Origin of the sequence: Azospirillum tabaci (genome assembly GCF_014596085.1) — a bacterium.
Classification (GTDB): domain Bacteria; phylum Pseudomonadota; class Alphaproteobacteria; order Azospirillales; family Azospirillaceae; genus Azospirillum; species Azospirillum tabaci.
Genome location: NZ_JACCJY010000015.1, coordinates 52,983 through 69,967, shown reverse-complemented (window position 1 = coordinate 69,967; position 16,985 = coordinate 52,983). Strand labels below are relative to the sequence as shown.

At 70.2% G+C, this 16,985-nt stretch carries 20 protein-coding genes; 2 read left to right on the top strand and 18 right to left on the bottom strand.

Features of this window, described 5'->3' with window-relative positions:
- Positions 1-18: 18 nt before the first annotated feature.
- From H0B54_RS14975 to H0B54_RS14895, 17 genes are all read right to left on the bottom strand, one after another.
- The gene (locus H0B54_RS14975; protein ID WP_188260988.1) at positions 19-867 is read right to left on the bottom strand and encodes an ABC transporter ATP-binding protein; all 849 of its coding nucleotides are present in this window, start codon (positions 865-867) and stop codon (positions 19-21) included.
- A 6-nt stretch (positions 868-873) separates the two neighbouring features.
- Positions 874-1,683 carry an ABC transporter permease subunit gene (locus H0B54_RS14970; RefSeq protein ID WP_188260987.1) on the bottom strand — a complete coding sequence of 270 codons (810 nt, stop codon included), beginning with the start codon at positions 1,681-1,683 and terminating at the stop codon, positions 874-876.
- A gap of 117 nt (positions 1,684-1,800) precedes the next feature.
- On the bottom strand, positions 1,801-2,703 hold the full coding sequence (locus H0B54_RS14965; protein WP_211109383.1) for a LysR substrate-binding domain-containing protein: 903 nt from the start codon (positions 2,701-2,703) through the stop codon (positions 1,801-1,803).
- A 17-nt stretch (positions 2,704-2,720) separates the two neighbouring features.
- Positions 2,721-3,527, bottom strand: coding sequence for an HAD-IIB family hydrolase (locus H0B54_RS14960; protein ID WP_343068948.1), 807 nt, complete (start codon positions 3,525-3,527; stop codon positions 2,721-2,723).
- 65 nt (positions 3,528-3,592) lie between these two features.
- A complete protein-coding gene (locus H0B54_RS14955; RefSeq protein WP_188260985.1) occupies positions 3,593-4,219 on the bottom strand; it encodes a malonic semialdehyde reductase in 627 nt (208 codons plus the stop codon).
- A 38-nt stretch (positions 4,220-4,257) separates the two neighbouring features.
- Positions 4,258-4,461 (bottom strand): hypothetical protein, encoded by a 204-nt coding sequence (locus tag H0B54_RS14950; RefSeq protein ID WP_188260984.1) that lies wholly within the window; start codon positions 4,459-4,461, stop codon positions 4,258-4,260.
- A gap of 481 nt (positions 4,462-4,942) precedes the next feature.
- Complete coding sequence (locus H0B54_RS14945; RefSeq protein WP_188260983.1) at positions 4,943-5,308, bottom strand: 4Fe-4S dicluster domain-containing protein; 366 nt, start codon at positions 5,306-5,308, stop codon at positions 4,943-4,945.
- On the bottom strand, positions 5,305-6,897 hold the full coding sequence (locus tag H0B54_RS14940) for an FAD-dependent oxidoreductase (RefSeq protein ID WP_188260982.1): 1,593 nt from the start codon (positions 6,895-6,897) through the stop codon (positions 5,305-5,307). The genes H0B54_RS14945 and H0B54_RS14940 overlap by 4 nt, the downstream gene beginning before the upstream one ends.
- A gap of 14 nt (positions 6,898-6,911) precedes the next feature.
- Positions 6,912-7,967, bottom strand: a complete 1,056-nt coding sequence (locus H0B54_RS14935; protein WP_188260981.1) for an ABC transporter substrate-binding protein — start codon at positions 7,965-7,967, stop codon at positions 6,912-6,914.
- On the bottom strand, positions 7,964-9,196 hold the full coding sequence (locus H0B54_RS14930) for an MFS transporter (protein ID WP_188260980.1): 1,233 nt from the start codon (positions 9,194-9,196) through the stop codon (positions 7,964-7,966). The genes H0B54_RS14935 and H0B54_RS14930 overlap by 4 nt, the downstream gene beginning before the upstream one ends.
- A gap of 171 nt (positions 9,197-9,367) precedes the next feature.
- On the bottom strand, positions 9,368-9,622 hold the full coding sequence (locus H0B54_RS14925) for a thioredoxin domain-containing protein (RefSeq protein WP_188260979.1): 255 nt from the start codon (positions 9,620-9,622) through the stop codon (positions 9,368-9,370).
- 48 nt (positions 9,623-9,670) lie between these two features.
- Positions 9,671-10,423: an ABC transporter ATP-binding protein gene (locus H0B54_RS14920; protein WP_188260978.1), complete on the bottom strand. Its 753-nt coding sequence runs from the start codon at positions 10,421-10,423 to the stop codon at positions 9,671-9,673.
- A 13-nt stretch (positions 10,424-10,436) separates the two neighbouring features.
- Positions 10,437-11,222: an ABC transporter permease gene (locus tag H0B54_RS14915; protein ID WP_188260977.1), complete on the bottom strand. Its 786-nt coding sequence runs from the start codon at positions 11,220-11,222 to the stop codon at positions 10,437-10,439.
- A gap of 15 nt (positions 11,223-11,237) precedes the next feature.
- Positions 11,238-12,095, bottom strand: coding sequence for an ABC transporter permease (locus H0B54_RS14910; RefSeq protein ID WP_188260976.1), 858 nt, complete (start codon positions 12,093-12,095; stop codon positions 11,238-11,240).
- Between the two features lie 158 nt (positions 12,096-12,253).
- Positions 12,254-13,021 (bottom strand): sulfite exporter TauE/SafE family protein, encoded by a 768-nt coding sequence (locus H0B54_RS14905; RefSeq protein ID WP_188260975.1) that lies wholly within the window; start codon positions 13,019-13,021, stop codon positions 12,254-12,256.
- A gap of 216 nt (positions 13,022-13,237) precedes the next feature.
- Entirely contained in the window at positions 13,238-13,753 is a 516-nt protein-coding gene (locus H0B54_RS14900; protein WP_188260974.1) for a metallophosphoesterase family protein, read from the bottom strand.
- A gap of 62 nt (positions 13,754-13,815) precedes the next feature.
- Entirely contained in the window at positions 13,816-14,055 is a 240-nt protein-coding gene (locus H0B54_RS14895) for a DUF4170 domain-containing protein (RefSeq protein ID WP_014241380.1), read from the bottom strand.
- Between the two features lie 212 nt (positions 14,056-14,267).
- On the opposite strand from H0B54_RS14895, the gene H0B54_RS14890 reads away from it, so the two are divergent.
- On the top strand, positions 14,268-14,975 hold the full coding sequence (locus H0B54_RS14890) for a cytochrome b/b6 domain-containing protein (protein ID WP_188260973.1): 708 nt from the start codon (positions 14,268-14,270) through the stop codon (positions 14,973-14,975).
- Positions 14,976-15,037: 62 nt separating this feature from the next.
- Here the strand turns inward: H0B54_RS14890 and H0B54_RS14885 are convergent, their stop codons facing one another.
- On the bottom strand, positions 15,038-15,466 hold the full coding sequence (locus H0B54_RS14885; protein WP_137115668.1) for a c-type cytochrome: 429 nt from the start codon (positions 15,464-15,466) through the stop codon (positions 15,038-15,040).
- 263 nt (positions 15,467-15,729) lie between these two features.
- Between H0B54_RS14885 and H0B54_RS14880 the strand changes: the two genes are divergently transcribed.
- Positions 15,730-16,935: a pyridoxal phosphate-dependent aminotransferase gene (locus H0B54_RS14880; protein WP_094303117.1), complete on the top strand. Its 1,206-nt coding sequence runs from the start codon at positions 15,730-15,732 to the stop codon at positions 16,933-16,935.
- Positions 16,936-16,985: the final 50 nt, after the last annotated feature.

Here is a 16,985-nt window from a genome sequence, read left to right as displayed (position 1 = left end):
CGTCCCGCGGGTTGGGAGTCAGTGGGAAGGGGCGGCGACGGCTCCCGCGGGCAGGGCGTAGCCGCCCACGGCCACGCCGGGCGCCGCCGATCTGGAATCGGTGGCGCTGCGCTGCGGCTCCTGCCCGGCGAGACGCTCCTCGTCGATGCCGAGTTCGGCGAGCAGGCGGCTGCGCAGCGCGATGAATCCGGGGTCGCCGTGGCGGCGCGGGCGGGCGAGCGGGACCGGGATGTCGGCGGCGATCCGGCCGTCGGCCATCACCAGGGCGCGGTCGGCCAGCAGCAACGCCTCGTCCACGTCGTGGGTCACCAGCAGGATCGCCGGGGCGTGGGCGCGCCACAGCGTTTCGACCAGCCGCTGCATGCGCAGTCGGGTCAGCGCGTCGAGCGCCGCGAAGGGCTCGTCGAGCAGCAGCAGGCGCGGCTCCCGCACCAGCGCACGGGCCAGCGCCGCCCGCTGCGCCTCGCCGCCCGACAGGGTCAGCGGCCAGGCGCGGGTGCGGTGGGACAGCCCGACCTCCGCCAGGGCTGCGAGACCGCGGGCTTCCGCGTCGGCATGGCGAAGCCCCAGCGTGACGTTGCGCAGAACGGGCATCCAGGGGACCAGCCGCGGCTCCTGGAACACCACGGCGCGCTCGTCGGGCAGCGTGACCGTGCCGTGCGGCGCCGGGTCCAGCTTTGCCAGCGTGCGCAGCAGCGTGGACTTGCCGCAGCCGGACCGGCCCAGCAGGGCGGTGAAGGACCCCGGTTGAAGATCCAGCGACAGGCCGTCCAGCACGTTGCCGTTGCCGAAGCCGCGGACCAAGCCGCGCACCGTCACGACGGCTTCGGGCTCGGGAGCGGCGGTTTGCGGAAGGTTGTGGCTCATGGAGGGTCACTCCTTGATGAAGGCGGGGCGCCAAACCAGGGCCGACCGCTCGATCACCCGGACGATCAGGTCGGCGAGCAGCCCCAGGATGGCGTAGACGATCAGGGCGACGATGATCACGTCGGTGCGCAGGAAGTCGCGGGCGGTCATCGCCAGATAGCCGATGCCGCTGGAGGCGTTGATCTGCTCCCCCACCACCAGGCTGAGCCACGCCACGCCGAGGGCGTAGCGCAGCCCGGTCAGGAAGGAGGGCAGCGCCCCCGGCAGGATGACGAAGGCGATCAGTTCCCGCCGGGTGAGGCCAAGGGTGGACACGGCCTCCACCACCTTGGCGTCGACCGTGCGGATGCCGGCGAAAAGGTTCAGATAGATCGGAAAGGCGGAGCCGAGCGCGACCAGGGCGATCTTCGGCGCCTCGCCGATGCCGAACCACAGGATGAACAGTGGCACCAGCGCCAGATGGGGCAAGGTGCGCAGCATCTGGAGCAGGGCGTCCAGCGCGTCCTCTCCCCGCTTCGACAGACCGGCGATCAGGGCGCAAACCGTGCCGACCGACACGCCGATGGCCAGCCCGGCGCTGACCCGGCCCAGCGACACCAGCAGATGAACCGCCAGTTCGCCGCTGGCCGTCAGTTCCCAGAAGGCCAGCAGGATCTGGGTGGGCGACGGGATGGAGCGGGTGGAAATCCAGCCGAGCCCGACGCTGGTCTGCCACAGCGCCAGCAGGGCCAGAGGCACCGCGCAGCGGCGCAGGCCCGCCGCGAGCGCGGCGGCGCGGGACGAACGTCCCGGCTTTCTCACGGTGGCTGCCGTCATGATGCCTCCCGAAGCCGGCCAGGGTTGGCGCTGCGGGAAAAGCCTATTCCTATTGCGGAGATAGGAAAAACAAAAAACACAAACAGGATTGTTCAGAAATCCTCAAGTAACGAGTATTCAGTGTTGTTTGTTCGGTCGGGCGTCGGCCAGCATCGCGCCCAGGGATTCGGTCAGAATCCCGCACAGCCGATCCACCGCGGGGCTGGCCGCGGACAGCGCGCGGTGCAGTTCCAGCGGCACCGTGCCGAGCGCCGGCAATGCCCCGTCCGGTTCGAGGATCGACAGCGTGTCCGGCAGGCCCAGCGGGGTGCGGACGGTCACCCCCAGCCCGGCTTCCACCGCCGCCCACAAACCGGACAAGCTGGGGCTGGTGAAGGTGATGCGCCAGGTCCGCCCGCCGCCGTCCAGCCGTTCGATCCCGTGCTGGCGGAACATGCAGGGCGCGTCGAGCAGGGCGAGCGGCAGGGAGCTTTCCGGATCACCCCGGAATCCCTCCGGCGCCACCCAGACCACCGGCAGATGGGCGAGCGCCGCCGCACCGGAAATGCCGGGCGTGCCGCCGATCTCACCGAAGGCCAAAGCCAGATCGAGCGCTCCGTGCGCGACCCTCTCGCGCAGTTCGCGCCCGCGGCCCACCTGCGCCTCCACATGGATGCGCGGATGGGCACGGTGGAAGGAGCCGAGCACGGCGGGCAGCCAGCGCTCCGCCAGATCCTGCGGGAAGCCGACCCGCACCGTGCCGTCCATCGCCCGCCCGCGCGCGGCGGACAGCGCCTCGTCGTTCAGGGCAACGATGCGGCGGGCGTAGCCCAGCAGCAGATCCCCGGCGTCGGTCAGCGCCACGGTGCGGCCCGCCTTGCGGAACAGCGGCTGGCCAACCTGCTCCTCCAGCTTCTTCATCTGGAGGCTGATCGCCGACTGGCTGCGACCCAGCCGCTCGGCGGCGCGGGCGAAGCCGCCATGCTCCATGGCGATGACCAGCGCCCGCAGCACGTCCATGTCGAGGTTGGTGGGAAGCATCACTACCCCGCTGTGCGTCAGCGAACCGTGCGGCGGGCGGCCAGCAGCGCGTCGGCCAACTCCACGAAGCCGTCGCCGCCGGGGCCGCGGGTGATCCATGCGGGCGGCGCGGGAAGCTCGGGCAGGATGTCGGCCACCGTGCTGACGCCGATCGACAGCGGGAAATGGGCGAACATCGGCGCGTCGTTGACCGAATCGCCGGCGTAGGCGACCGCATCGGCGGCGGCGTCGATGTCCAGGCCGTGGGTCTCGCGCAGCACACGGCGGGCCATGGTCAGCTTGTCGTAGCCGCCGATCCAGCCCAGCACCCACAGCGAATTGACCGTCACGTCCGCCCCGGCCTCCCGGAAGCGCGCGGCCAGGGCCGCCCGCAAACCGGCATCCTCCGGCGCACGGAAGGCGAGGCTGGTCAGGCGGAAGGGCTGATCGCTCGCCGGCTCCACCCCCGGCAACTCCTCGCGAATGGCGTGCGACAGCCGGTCGAGCCGTTCCGCGACCGTCGCCCGCTCCGCCTCCCCGTGCCAGTAGCGGCGCTCGACGTCGCCGTCCGGGGTGCGGCGCAGGAACAGGCCGCCGTTCTCGGCGATCACCCCGTCCACCGGCCACATGCGGGCCATCTGGTCGGCCCAGCCGGCGGGGGCCGCGGTCACCGGCAGCACCGGAAGCCCGGCGTCCCGCAACCGCTCGATGGCGTCATAGGTGCGGGCGGACAGGCGGCCCCGGTGGGTCAGCGTGTCGTCCATGTCGGTCAGCACGAAGCGCACGCGGGCGAGATCCGCCGCGGGCGCCTGCGCCAGCGGACGCAAGACGGTAGGGGTGCTCACGCCTTCTCCGGGCGCCGGATCCCGGCGGGAACGGTCATGGCGTGCGTCCTCGTACCGCGGTTGGCTCACAGGACGGTCACGGCCTGGGACAGGTCCAGGCGCGGTGCGCGGGGACGGGCCGGCGGCCCCTCGGCATGGCCAAGCGCCACGAGGATGTTGGCGTGCAGGCGCCCGTCGGGGAAGAACTCCCGGTCCACCGCGTCGGCGTCGAACCCCGACATCGGCCCGGCGTCCAGCCCCAGCAGCCGGGCGGCCAGGATCAGGTAGCCGGCCTGGAGCGTGCCGCTGCGGAAAGCGGTTGTCTCCGTCAGGGCGGGATCGTTGGCGAACAGCGGCGTCGGGTCGAAATGCGGGCTCAGCACCGGCAGATGTTCGGTGAAGCGGCGGTCGTAGGCGGCGATGGCAATGACTCCGGCGGCCAGCTTGGACAGGTTCCCGCGGCTCAGCGCCGGGCGCAGCCGTTCCTTGGCCTCCGGCGTCGTCAGGAAGACGAAACGCGCCGGACTGCCGTTGAAGGCGGTCGGCGCCAGCCGGACCAGCTCGTAAAGCCGGTGCAGCGTCTCCACCGGGACCGGGCGGTCCGACCAGGACTGCGGCGTGCGGGCGTTCAGGAACAGGCGCTCGGCAGCCGGCACGAGGTCGTCCGGAAGACCGGCAATGGGGGATTCGGCGGAAACGAGGGTGTCCGGCATGAAGCGAGGCTCCGTCTGGGAGAAAGGGGGCGGTCAGGTCAGGTCAGGGCGGCCAGCGGCGCCGGGAGGACTGCGCCGGGGATGCCGACCCCCAGGGCCAGCCGATGGCTGGCCGGCGGATCGTCCGCGCGCCCTCCGTCCGATGCGCCCGCCGGGGGTTCCGATGGCAGCGGCAGGGGCAAGGCGCAAGACGGGCTGAGCGACGCGATCCGCATCCATTGGACGTCGTCCGAGGCCGTCATGTCGGGTCTCCTGTTCGGGAGGGAAGGAGACGGGGCATCCTCCGGACGGCTGCGGCGCTCATAACAACAATCCGTATCCGTATTTATAATATATATTCCATATAGAAAAATAGGGTTTATGCCCGACGTCAAGCGCGCGCTTCGTCCCAGGCGAGGTTTTTCGACGATCCCGCGACGAGGACGGGGCGCAGCCATCGCGGGAGGACAGAAATGAGTGACGCGGGACGCCTCCTGATCGCCGGGGCGGGGGCGGTCGGCGGGTGCACCGGCGCCCATCCGGCCCATGCGGGACACGATGGAACGCCGATCGCCCCCTGTTGGGAGACTGTGGCGGCGATCCGCGCCATAAGCTTGCCGGAACCCAGACGATGGGCCGAACGATGAAGAGGACTTCGGGGACAGGCTGGGTGCTCCGCCTCCCGAAGCCTCATGTCAGACGGCCGCCGCCTGAGGGCTTCGTCTGTCGGGTCCGCCCACGGTATCAGATGCCGGAGCGTTTCCAGATCTCGCCGAACGGTTCGGTGAAGGCTTCGTGCATGCGGTAGGACAGGTCCGTCTCCGTGCCGCCGGGGCGGCCCCGTGCCCAGCCCAACTCGCGGCGGTAGCTGCCGACCAGGCCGGCGGCGATCAGCGCGGCGGCGTCCACCGTCGGGTCGGGCGCCGTGCGCGGCGAGACGTAGAGCGCGTCCACCGGGCAGAACAGCTCGCACAGATAGCAGGTCTGGCAATCCTCCTTGTGGGCGATGACGGGTTCCCCCGCCGCGTCGGTGCGCAGAACGTCGTCGGGGCAGACCTTGGCGCAGGTGCCGCAAGCGATGCAGCGCTCGGACAGGATGAGCTCGATCATGCGGCGACCGCCTCCTCGTGCGGGTCGGCGCGGCGGACCCAGACCCGGTCGAGGCCGCCGCTGAGAAGATGATGGTGCTGGGCGGGGTCGAGGCCGGGGAAATCCGCCCGCCGGTGCAGACCGCGCGTTTCGGTGCGCTGCCCGGCGCTGGCCAGAATCCAGCGGGCGGTGGCGACCAGCGCCGCCGCTTCGCGTGCGCGGACGATGTCGCGTGGCGTGGCCCCGGCAGGCGGCGCCAGCCCGTCGCGCGCGGCCTCCCACAGCCCGTCCAGACGCTCCAGCGCCGCCGCGATGCCGGCTCCGGTCCGCCGGTAGTTGCGGTCGAGCGGCAGGATCTCCTGCTGCACGGCGCGGGTGACCGCTTCCGCCGTCCGTTCCGGATCGGGGTTCGCGGCGGGCCGCAGCCCGGCGCCGCCGATCGCGTGGACGGGCCGTCCGGCAAGCCCCGCCGTTCCCGCAGCGAACTGGCGGGCGAAGGCGGTCGCCGCCTGCCCGGCCCAGGTGCCGGATGCGATGCACCATGCGACCGCCGGGCCGCCGCCGCTCATCGCCGCTCCGGTCAGCTTCTCCCGCGTGGTGGCGTCGCCGACCGCGTAGAGGCCGGGGACGGAGGTGGCGCAGCGCTCGTCCACGTCCAGCCCGCCGGCCGCACGCACCGTGCCCTCGTACAGCAGCCGGACGGGATAGCGGTCGGTGAAGGGGTTGCCGCCCAGCCGGTGGAAATAGACGAAGATGTTCGGCTGGCCCTTGCGGTAACCGTCCTCCAGATAGGGGTCGGCCCGGTCGAGCACCGCATGGACGCTCCGCCCGGCGGCCAGCGCGTCGGGCACGCCGGGATGCGGGATGGGGGTGCCGTCGGCGTCGCTGAAACTGCCGCTGAAATAGATGATGCCCTTGGTCAGCCCACCCTCCGCCGGGGCGAGCGCCCACTGGCCGGAGAACTCCATGCCGGAGAAGCGCGCCCCGGCCTCGGCGGCCAGCAGGTAGCCGTCGCCGGTCAGGTTGTGCGTGCCGACCACGCCGGAGCGGAAGGCGCAGCCGCCCGTGGCGACGACCACCGCCCCGGCGCGCACCTCCCAGCGGTCGCCGGTCCGGCGGGTGATCCCGGCAGCCCCGGCGGCCACGCCGTCGGCGGTCAGCAGTTCCAGCGCCGGGCTGTGGTCGAGGATGCGCACCCCCTCCGCCAGCAGGCGCTTGCGCAGGAAGATCATGTAGTCGGGTCCGCGCAGATTGCCGCGGAAGGTCTTGCCCGTCTCGTTGCGCGGCCAGGGATAGCCCCAGCGGGTCATCAGCTCGGTGTTTACGGTGGTCTCGTCGTAGACGCGGCGGACGAAGTCGCGGACGATGAATCCCTTGGCGGGGGCGACGCGGTGATCGACCATGCCGTCGTTCTGGAGGCGGTCGCCGGGCACCGTGTAGAACAACGTCGTGTTGGCGGGCGGCGTGGCGCCCGAGGTGCCGACATAGCCCTTTTCGGCCAGCACCACGCTGGCCCCGGCGCGGCGCGCCGCCAGCGCCGCCCAGCAGCCGGCGGGACCGCCGCCGATCACCAGGACATCGGCGGTCAAATGGAGGGTGGATTCGCTCATGGCGCGTGTTCTCCTCAACCGCGCGGCTTGGGCGAGCCGTCGGCGGCGCGCTCCGTCCAGAAGCCCTCCAGGCCGAGATCGCGCAGGGCGGCGTTCAGATAGGACGGATCCACCCAGCTCTTGAGGTCCACGTCCGCGCGGATCAGCCTCTGCTGCTTGGCGAATTCGATGCCGGCGGCGAAGCGGGACAGGGTGAAGTTGTCGAGCAGCGGGTTGATCTGTTCCTTCACCGGGGAGCCGGCGTAATCCTCCCGCAGGGCGCTCAACGGAATGCCGGACTTGCCCCAGACCTGGAGCGCCTCCTCCCGGTTCTCCTCCAGCCCGGCCCAGTGGGCGGCCTTGACGAAGCCGCGCACGACCTTCGCCGTGGCGCCCGGATAGGCCTTCTCGAAGGCGTCGTGCACCAGAACGCCGCCGAAGGTCTGGACGGTGGGGCCGCCGGTCTTGGTGCTGGCGATCACCTTGACCACGCCCTGGTCGCGCAGCCCCAGCAGAAAGCTGGCGCCGAAGGCGGCGTCCACCGCGCCGCTCTGCAGCGCGGCGAGCTGGTCGGCGTTCTTCAGCTCGACGATGGAGACGTCCTTCTCCGACAGGCCGTTGGCCTCCAGCGTCTTCAGCAGGACGAAATGGATGATCGTGGCTTTCTGTACGGCGATCCTGCGGCCCTTCAGATCCTGGATCGAGGTGATCGGCAGGTCGCTGCGCGCGACGGTGAAGACCGTGGTGCGGTCGCCGGACAGCAGGATCTTCGTCGGCAGGCCGCCCGCCTTGCCGATGATGTTCGGCAGCCCGCCATACACCGCGAAGTCGACCTGGCGGTTGGACAGCGCCTCGTTGATGGCGGGGCCGGTGGCGTGGAAGTAGGTCCATTCCAGCTTGGTCGGGGTGTCCTTGAACTCCGCCTCGACGAAGCCCTTGCTGTGGGCGGCGCCGACCAGGCCGGTGCCGAAGGGCTGGCCGGGGCCGAAGCCGACCGAGCCGAAGCGGATGACCGCGGGCGCCTCCTCGGCAAGGGCCGGCGCGGCGGCGAGAAGGGCCAGGGTGGCGGCGAGGGCGCGGAGCAATCTCATGCGATGGTTTCCTTGGGTGGGGGAGAAAGGCGGTGCGTGCCGGCGGCGAAGGCCGCGGCGGCGATGGCCATGAGGGCGGCGTTCACGAACAGGCCGGCGGCCTCCCCGCCGCCGAAGGCGGTGCCCGAGACGGCGACGGCGAAGCCGGCGACCAGCGGACCGGCGACGAAGCCGACGTCGCCCGCCGTGCGCAGCAGGCCGAGCGTCGGGCCGAGCCGTCCGGCGGGCGCGCAGCCCGCGGCGAAGGCGGAGGAGGCCGGCCCCCCCAGCCCCAGCGCGAGGCCGAGCAGCGTCAGGGCTCCCCAGAACAGCGGAACCGTGGGGCAGGCGGCGATCAGCCCCAGGGCCACCGCCACCGACGCGGCCGACGCCACGATCAGGCCCCGCCGCGGCAAACGGTCGGCCAGCCAGCCGGCCAGCGGCGTGGTGACCAGCGTCACCCCCGCCGACAGGGCCAGCGCCAGCCCGATGGCATCGGGCGCCATGCCGAAGCGGTGGGCCGCCACCAGCGGGATCAACTGCCACTGCGCCGCCGTGCGGGTGAAGAAGACCCCGAAGGTGACCAGCAGGACGGGAGCGTACCCCCGTTGCCTCAGCAGGTCGCCGACACCGCCGCGTTCCGGCGGGCGGGTGTCGGCGTCGGCCGACCGGCGCGTTTCCGGAATGGCCAGGAAGGCGAACAGGGCGGCGAGGCCGCTGACCGCGGCGAAGCCCCAGAAGGGGGCGGTGTAGCCCCAGCGCTCGGCCAGCAGCCCGCCCAGCAGCGGGCCGATGGACGCGCCGGTCAGCAGCGCCGTCTGGTACGCCCCCATGCGCCGGCCCCGGCTGCGGCTGTCGCCCAGATCGGCGATGGCGACCATCGCCCCGGTCATGTAGAGGCCGGACCCCACCCCCTGGACGAAGCGCCAGAACAGCAGGACGGCGAAATCCTCCGCCAGCGCGGCAGCGACGGAGGCGCCGCCCAGGACCAGCGGCCCGCCCCACAACAGCGCGCGGCGGCCGTAGCGGTCGGCCAGGATGCCCGCCGGCAAATTGACGAACAGCCGCGCCACCCCGAAGACGGTGATGATGAGGCCGATCAGCGCCGGCCCGACCCCGAAGGACTGGGCGTAGAGCGACAGCACCGGGATCACCATGCCCATGCCGCACATGACGAACAGCACGATGACCAGCATGGGGGCGATGACCCGCCATTCGGTGGTCCGGGCGGCATTTGGAACGGTGTCCATGCCGGATCAGGCTTTCGGCTCGCCGTCCGCCGTGTGGGGCGTCCAGGAACGGGTCATGCTCGACTCTCCGCGGGTGTGGGAGGGGTTGGGGACGGCGAGGTCCGAGAAAGGGAGCGCCCCGCGAAGGGGCGCCAGATTCGGGAGGATTCGATGCCGAAAGGGGAAACGGCGTCAGGCGCTGGGCGCGCAGCGCGGCTCGTTGCCGGGGCGCCACATGATGTTGCCGCCGATGCCCGGCGTCTGGTGGATGGCGAAGGCTTCGCGGATCATCCGCACATGGGGGAGGCGGTCGGAGATGAAGGCGATCAGGACGGCCTTGGCCTCCGGGAAGTCGTGCAGCCCGATGCGGTGGCCCTGCGGGTTGGGCAGATAGAACGGAGGAGCCTTGGTTCCCAGCGCGATGCTGGCGGACGGCGTCAACGGCATGCGACTCTCCTGCTTGTTCGTGTCTGGCCTGTTTGTTGGTGTCCGGGATCAGCGCCTCAGCTCTTGGATGATCGTTTCCTTGACGGCGGCGAAGGCCGGAGCGGCGCGGTTGCGCGGGCGGGGCAGATCGATCGGAAGGATGCGGCGGATGCGGCCCGGACGCGGCTCCATCACCACGACGCGGTCGGCGAGGTAGACCGCTTCCTCCACATCGTGGGTGACCAGCAGCATGGTGACGTTCTCCTGCGTCCAGATGCGCAGCAACTCGTCCTGCAGATGCACGCGCGTCAGGCTGTCGAGCGCGCCCAGCGGCTCGTCCAGCAGCAGGATTTCCGGCCGGTTGACCAGACCGCGGGCGATCGCCGCGCGCTGGGCCATGCCGCCGGAAAGCTGGTAGGGATAGGCCTTCTCGAATCCGCTCAGGCCCACGAGGTCGATATGCTCGCGGATGGCGCGCCGTTTCTCGGCGGCGGGGACCGAGGTGGCCTCCAGGCCGATTCCGACATTCTCCTCCACTGTCAGCCAGGGGAACAGGCGGTGCTCCTGGAAAACGATGCCGCGCTCCAGCCCCGGCCCGGTGATGCGGTGGCCGTCGAGCAGGATGTCCCCGTCGTAGCCGTCGTCCAGCCCGATGATCAGGCGCAGCAGCGTGGACTTGCCGCAGCCGCTGGCGCCGACGATGGCCAGGAACTCGCCCGGCTCGATGCGCAGGTCGATGTCCTGGAGCACGGTCAGCGGGCGGCCGTCGACCGCGTAGGTCTTGCCGACCGCGCGCAGATCGAGGGAGCCGGGGGTGGTCATTCGGCATGTCCTTTCAGCGGGCGGGCCCACGCCAGCGCAGGGCGCGCGCGAAGATCCGCCCGAAGGCGGCGTTGATGGCGAAGCCGACCAGCGCCAGCGTCAGGACGCCGACGATGACGATGTCCATGCGGAAATGCTCCCGCCCCTCCGACAGCAGGGTGCCGACGCCCCGTCCCAACCCCATGGCGTATTCGGCCCCGACCGTGGCCAGCCAAGCGTAGATCAGCGCCAACTGCACACCGATGGCGATCGACGGCATGGCCCCCGGCAGAAGGACCCGGCGCAGGAGCTGCCATCGCGACAGGGTCAGCACGCGCGCCACCTCGCGGTAGGCGGCGGGCACCGTGCGCAACCCCTCCTGCGTGTTCAGGACCATGGGGAAGAAGGCGGACAGCGCGATGAACACCACCTTGGCCGGTTCCCCGTTGCCGAACCACGCGGTCAGCAAGGGAATCCAGGCGTAGAGGGCGATCTGACGCACGGCGTGGAGGGTCGGTCCGAACAGGCGGTCCGCCGTGCGCGACAACCCCATGCTCAAGCCGAGCAGCAGCCCCGCGGCGGCCCCGATGGTGAAGCCGGCGGCCATGCGGGCGAGGCTGGCGGCCAGCCCCGGCCAAAGATGGATGCCTTGCGGGTCCAGGAAGGGCACCAGCGCGACCTTCTCCACCGGCACCAGCAGATGGCCGTTCACCAGACCGGAATGGGCGGCGGCCCAGGCCAGCAGCAGGGCGGCGGGAAGGACCGCGCCGCGCCGAATCCGCGGGCCGGGCGCGTGGAGGAAGGGCGGGGCGGCGGGCATCGCGTCACCGTCCGTTCAGGCTCGGGCCGGCGACCAGCGGCGCAGGCGCCGCTCGATCCGCTTCAGGCCGGCGTCCATCGCCAGCCCGACGACGCCGATCACCGCCATTCCGGCCATCACGACGTCCACTTGGAACAACGTCCGGCCCCAGGCGGTGAGGTAGCCGATGCCCTCGGTCGAGGCGAGCATCTCCACGATCACCAGGGCGATCCAGGCGTGGCTCAGCGCCAGCCGCACGCCGCTGAAGACCGGCGGCAGGGTGGCGGGCAAGACCACCTTCAGCACCAGCGCGCGGCGGCTGAGGCGAAACACGCGGGCCACCTCCAGGAAGGAGGGCGGGATGTTGCGGATGCCTTCGAAGCTGTTCAGCGCCATCGGCACGAAGCAGGCCTTGGCGATGATCAGGAACTTCAGCGGCTCGCCGATGCCGACCAGCAGGATCAGGAAGGGCAGCCAGCCGAGGGACGGCACCTGGGCGACCGCGCGGAACAGCGGGCTCAGGTAATGCTCGACCCGCGGCGAAAGCCCCATCGCGATGCCGAGCGCCATGCCGGCGAGCCCGCCGATCAGGAAACCCGACAGGATGCGGCGCAGGCTGATCCAAAGATTCCCGGAGATGTCGCCCGACCACAGCAGGTCGAACAGGGTCTGGGCCACCAGGGCCGGCGGCGGCAGGACCTGGACCGACACCCAGCCGTGCGTGGCGGAAAGCTGCCACAGCGCGAGCAGGACGGCGGGCACCACCAGCGGGAGGAGCAGCGCCGCCGCCCGTTCCGTCAGCCAAGCGGTGCGCTCCGGACGCCGAGGCGCCCTGCGCATGGTCAGCATGGGCCGCCAAGCACCTCTTTCGGCAGCGATCAGGTCCGACGGCATGGAGCGGTCTTCCTTCAGAATGTCTATAAAGCAAGTATGGATATTACTCTTAATGTGTTCAAAGCATGTCAATAACTAATTTCATATGTGAATACTGGGCGCGGTTGCCCGTTGCCATGCCAGCGGTCGGGAAAATGCCGCCGCCGTGTATCCAACGATCAGCTTGCGGACGGCGGCAGCACGGACGGCAGGGCCGCCGCCAGCATGGCGATGCCCGACGCGGTCAGAAGGGCCAGAACGATCCGCCGGAAGTCCGCCTCGCTGATGCCGATATAGACCCGCCCGCCAAGCAGAATGGGCAGCAGCATGGACGGTGCGACCACGGCGAACAGGGGAAGCATCTCCGCCGTCACCGTTCCGGACGCCGTGTAGGCCGCCATGGTGGCGCCGAGCGTGACGAGGTTGAAGGTTTGGATGGCGGCGCGGCGGCCGTCCTTGTCCAGAGGCCGCAAACTGTACCACAGGGCCGGCACGACTCCGGTGAAGCCGCCGAGGCCGCCCATGACGCCACCGGCCAGCCCGACCGCCGCATCCGCCGCCACCGCAGCGCGCGGGCTCGGCGCCAGGGTGGGCAGATGCCGGGACAGCAGCATGATCGGGCACCAAACCGCCAGCATGGTTCCGACCCCCAGCTTGAACAGCCGGGCGTCCAAGTAGGGCAGGATGGCGACCCCCAACGGGATTCCGGCCAGCCCGCCGGCCAGCAGCGGCAGCAGGCCGGAAAGACGCACCGCGCGCCGCATCGACAGGCCGGCGATCATCTGCCCGGTCAGGGCACCGAACACCGTCAGGACGGCGGCGGTCCGAGTGTCGAGGCCCCAGGCCCAGAAGGACATGGCCACCATCCCGAAGGCGAACCCCGACAGGCCTTGGACGAACCCGGCCACGGCTGCGCCCAGCGCGACGATCCACAATGACGCTTCCATCACCGCTCCCGGGGTCCCTTGCTGCCCGGCGGCCCGGCCGGACGCGAACTGTAGCGCCTCATCGCCGGGACGGCACCATCAATGGAATCCGCGGGTTCGTCAGATCGTGCTTTCGGGTTAGGCAAGCCGGCTCAGCCCATTTCATCACATGCCATCCACGTCATTCCTGGTGCGTCGGCCTTTCCTTGCAGAAGGCCGCAGCGGGTGTCGGGTGGACTATTCCCGTTTCTTCGTCCGTTGCCGTGAGGCAAGGATCTCGTCGACGGTGACCGGGCGGAAGTCCCACACATCCACGCCGACGTCGAATTGCCGGGGCATGCCCTTCAACTGGCCATGGCTGTGGCCGTGCAGGTTCAAGGCGCCCTTGTACATGCCGTTCCAGGTGCGGAAGGCATAATGACACAGCACCAGCCGCCGCTCGCCCAGCAGAAGCTCCGTGTAGGGCTGGACGCTCGCCCAGCCGGACAACGCCAGGGTGGCGGCGCCGTCGTTGTTGCCGGTGATCAGGTGCTTGGTGCCGTGCAGGCGCTCCAGGAGCGCCGCCATAACGTCCGGCTTGCGGTGCAGGGCGAAGTCGCCGAGGTGCCACACCTCGTCGTCCGGGGCGACCGTGGCGTTCCAGTTGGCCGCCATGGCCTCGTCCATCTCTGTGACCGACGCGAAGGGGCGGCGGAAGCGGCTGAGCGCGCCGGCGTGGCCGAAATGCGTGTCGCTGGTGAAGAAGACCGCCATCGGGGGTCCTCAACGCACCGGCGGTGCGGAGGGTTCCCCGCGCCGCCGGTTGCGGCCGTCCGTCAACCGTGCTTGTGCCCGTCCGCCGACGGATCGAGCAGCCGGTGCAGATGCACGATGAAGTAACGCGTGTGGGCGTCGTCGATGGTCATCCCGGTGGCGCCGCGCCACGCCTTGTAGGCCTCGTCGTAGTTGGGGAAGATGCCCACGATGTGGACCTTCGTCGGGTCGACGAACTGATCGGAATCGGGGCGGACGAGTTCGCCGCCGAAGACGAGGTGGAGAAGCTGCTTGTCGGGCATGACGCGGGCATCCTTGATTGGACGGGGGTGGGATGGGGTTGGGCTGGATTTTTGAGTACGTCATATCCGTCGTCGGCCCGCCTCTTCAAGTGCAATGACAGTGCTGTCACGCCGCTCTTCCCCCTGATTGTCGCTTTTTTTCCGAAAGGCGGGCAAAAGGCACCGCCTTGGGGCATAGTCTAAGGAAGAACAGACGAAGCGAGGGGTGATTCATGGTTGCTGGTAATACCACAAATCGGACGAAGGCCCGGCGCGAGGTGGCGGTCTGGGACTTGCCGACACGCCTGTTTCATTGGGGCTTGGTCCTTCTGGTGACGGTCGCGGTCGTCTCCGCCAAGACCGATCGCATGACCATCCACATGCTGGCGGGGGAGGCGATCCTGGCGCTCCTGCTGTTCCGGTTCGTCTGGGGGCTGATCGGCAGCCAGACGGCGCGCTTCAGCCATTTCGTGAAGGGGCCGCGGGCCATTCTCGCCTACGCCTGCGGGATGCTCCGCGCCGGGCGTGGCGGCAAGGAGCCCGCGCCGGTCGTCGGGCACAACCCGATGGGCGGGCTGATGGTGTTGGCGCTGCTGGGGGCACTGACGCTCCAGGCGGTGGCCGGCCTCTTCACTTCCGACGACATCCTGGTGGACGGGCCGCTGGTGGCGCTGGCGTCGGGGGGTGTGGTGGCCGGCTTCAGCACGCTGCACCGCGTCCTGGCCGACGGAATCCTGATCCTGATCGGCGTGCATGTGCTGGCCGTGCTGGCCTATCTGCTGGTCAAGCGGGACAATCTGATCCGCCCGATGGTCACGGGGCGGAAGGCGATCCCGGCGGATGCGCCGGTCGAATCGCCGAAGCGCCGTCCGGCCACTCTGGCCCTGGCGGTGCTGGCCGCGGCGGCCGGGCTGGTGGCGGCGGTGGTGCAGGCGGGCTGAGGCTCGCCGCAAGGTCCTTCCCCGCAGCCGGCGGGGAAGGACGCGTTGGCGAACCGGCCGGATCAGTCGGCGCGGTAGCGCTCGTGGCAGGCCTTGCAGGCGCCGCCCACGGCGGCGAACTGCTTGGCGGTGGCGGCCTTGTCGCCGGACGCCGCGGCGGCTTCCAGCCCCTTGGCGGCCGCCTCGTAGGCCTGGGCCTTGGCGGTGAAGTCGGCGTTGTTCGCCCAGATGTCGGCCTTGGCCTTGGTGTCGCCCTTGTCGCTGCCCGCCGGGAAGAGGGTGGGGATCTGGGCGGCGAAGGCGCTCATGCGCTGGGCCGCCGGGCCGACCTGGGCGACCTTGTCGCTCCCCAGCAGGTCCTTGATCTCGGCCATCGCGTTCTTGCTGGTCTGGAAACCGTCCTTGCGCGCCTTGATCGAATCCTGGGCCACCGCCGTGCCGCCGACGAGGAGCAGGGCGGCCGTGGCGGCCAGCGTGACGCGGGTGAGCATGCAGATCCTCCGGATGATGGGTTTGATTAGAAAGAGGTACGATACCCCGTCCGCGGCGCGGGCTGTCAAGCCGGGCCTGTGCGGTGCAGCATCCGGCTTCTGCGCCGAACGGTGCGTCCGTCTGCCGGGAAACCGCCCCGCTCGGGGAGTGATCGGCTTGCAAGAGCAATAAGGCGGAAGTAAGGTCCCGCGTCGCGTTCGCGCGGTCATACCAAGTTCTCACCCCAACCTTCCGCCACCTTCGTCATAGGGGCCAGTACGCCATGTCGATCATCGCGTCCCGTCTGTCGCGCATCAAGCCCTCGCCGACCATCGCCGTCACCCAGAAAGCCCGCGAGCTTGCGGCGGCCGGTCGCGACGTCATCGGCCTCGGCGCCGGCGAGCCGGACTTCGACACCCCCGACAACATCAAGGACGCCGCCATCAAGGCCATCCAGGCCGGCGACACCAAGTACACCGCCGTGGACGGCACGCCCGCGCTGAAGAAGGCCATCTGCGCCAAGTTCGAGCGCGAGAACGGCCTGACCTACGCGCCCGACCAGATCACGGTCGGCGTCGGCGGCAAGCAGGTGCTGTACAACGCCCTGATGGCGACGCTGAACCCCGGCGACGAGGTCATCATCCCGGCCCCCTACTGGGTGTCCTACCCGGACATGGTGGAACTGGCGGAAGGCACGCCGGTCTTCGTCTCCTGCCCGGCCGAGCAGGGCTTCAAGCTGCAGCCCGCCGACCTGGAGAAGGCGATCACGCCGAAGACCAAGTGGCTGATCCTGAATTCCCCGTCCAACCCGTCGGGTGCCGCCTACACGCGCGACGAGATGAAGGCCCTGACCGATGTGCTGGTGAAGCACCCGCAGGTCTGGGTGATGACCGACGACATGTATGAGCATCTGCTCTACGACGGCATCGAGTTCGTGACCCCCGCCCAGGTCGAGCCGGCGCTGTACGACCGCACGCTGACCGTCAACGGCGTGTCGAAGTCCTACGCCATGACCGGCTGGCGCATCGGCTACGCCGGCGGCCCGAAGGCGCTGATCAAGGCGATGGGCGTGATCCAGAGCCAGTCGACCTCCAACCCGACATCGATCGCCCAGGCCGCCGCCGTCGAGGCGCTGAACGGCCCGCAGGACTTCATCGCGGAACGCGCGGCGGTGTTCGCCCAGCGCCGCGATCTGGTGGTGTCGATGCTGAACCAGGCCAAGGGCATCTCCTGCCCGAAGCCGGAAGGCGCCTTCTACGTCTACCCGTCCTGCGCCGGCACCATCGGCAAGACGACGCCGGACGGCAAGGTGATCGAGACCGACGAGGATTTCGTCACCTACCTGCTGGAGTCGGAAGGTGTGGCGGTCGTCCAGGGTTCGGCCTTCGGCCTCGCCCCGCACTTCCGCATCTCCTACGCCACCAGCACCGAGGCCCTGGAAGAGGCCTGCAAGCGCATCCAGCGCGCCTGCGGCAATCTGAGGGACTGACCCTCGGCGGCTGCGACCGGTGGAAACAGAAGAGGGGGCCGGAAGGCCCC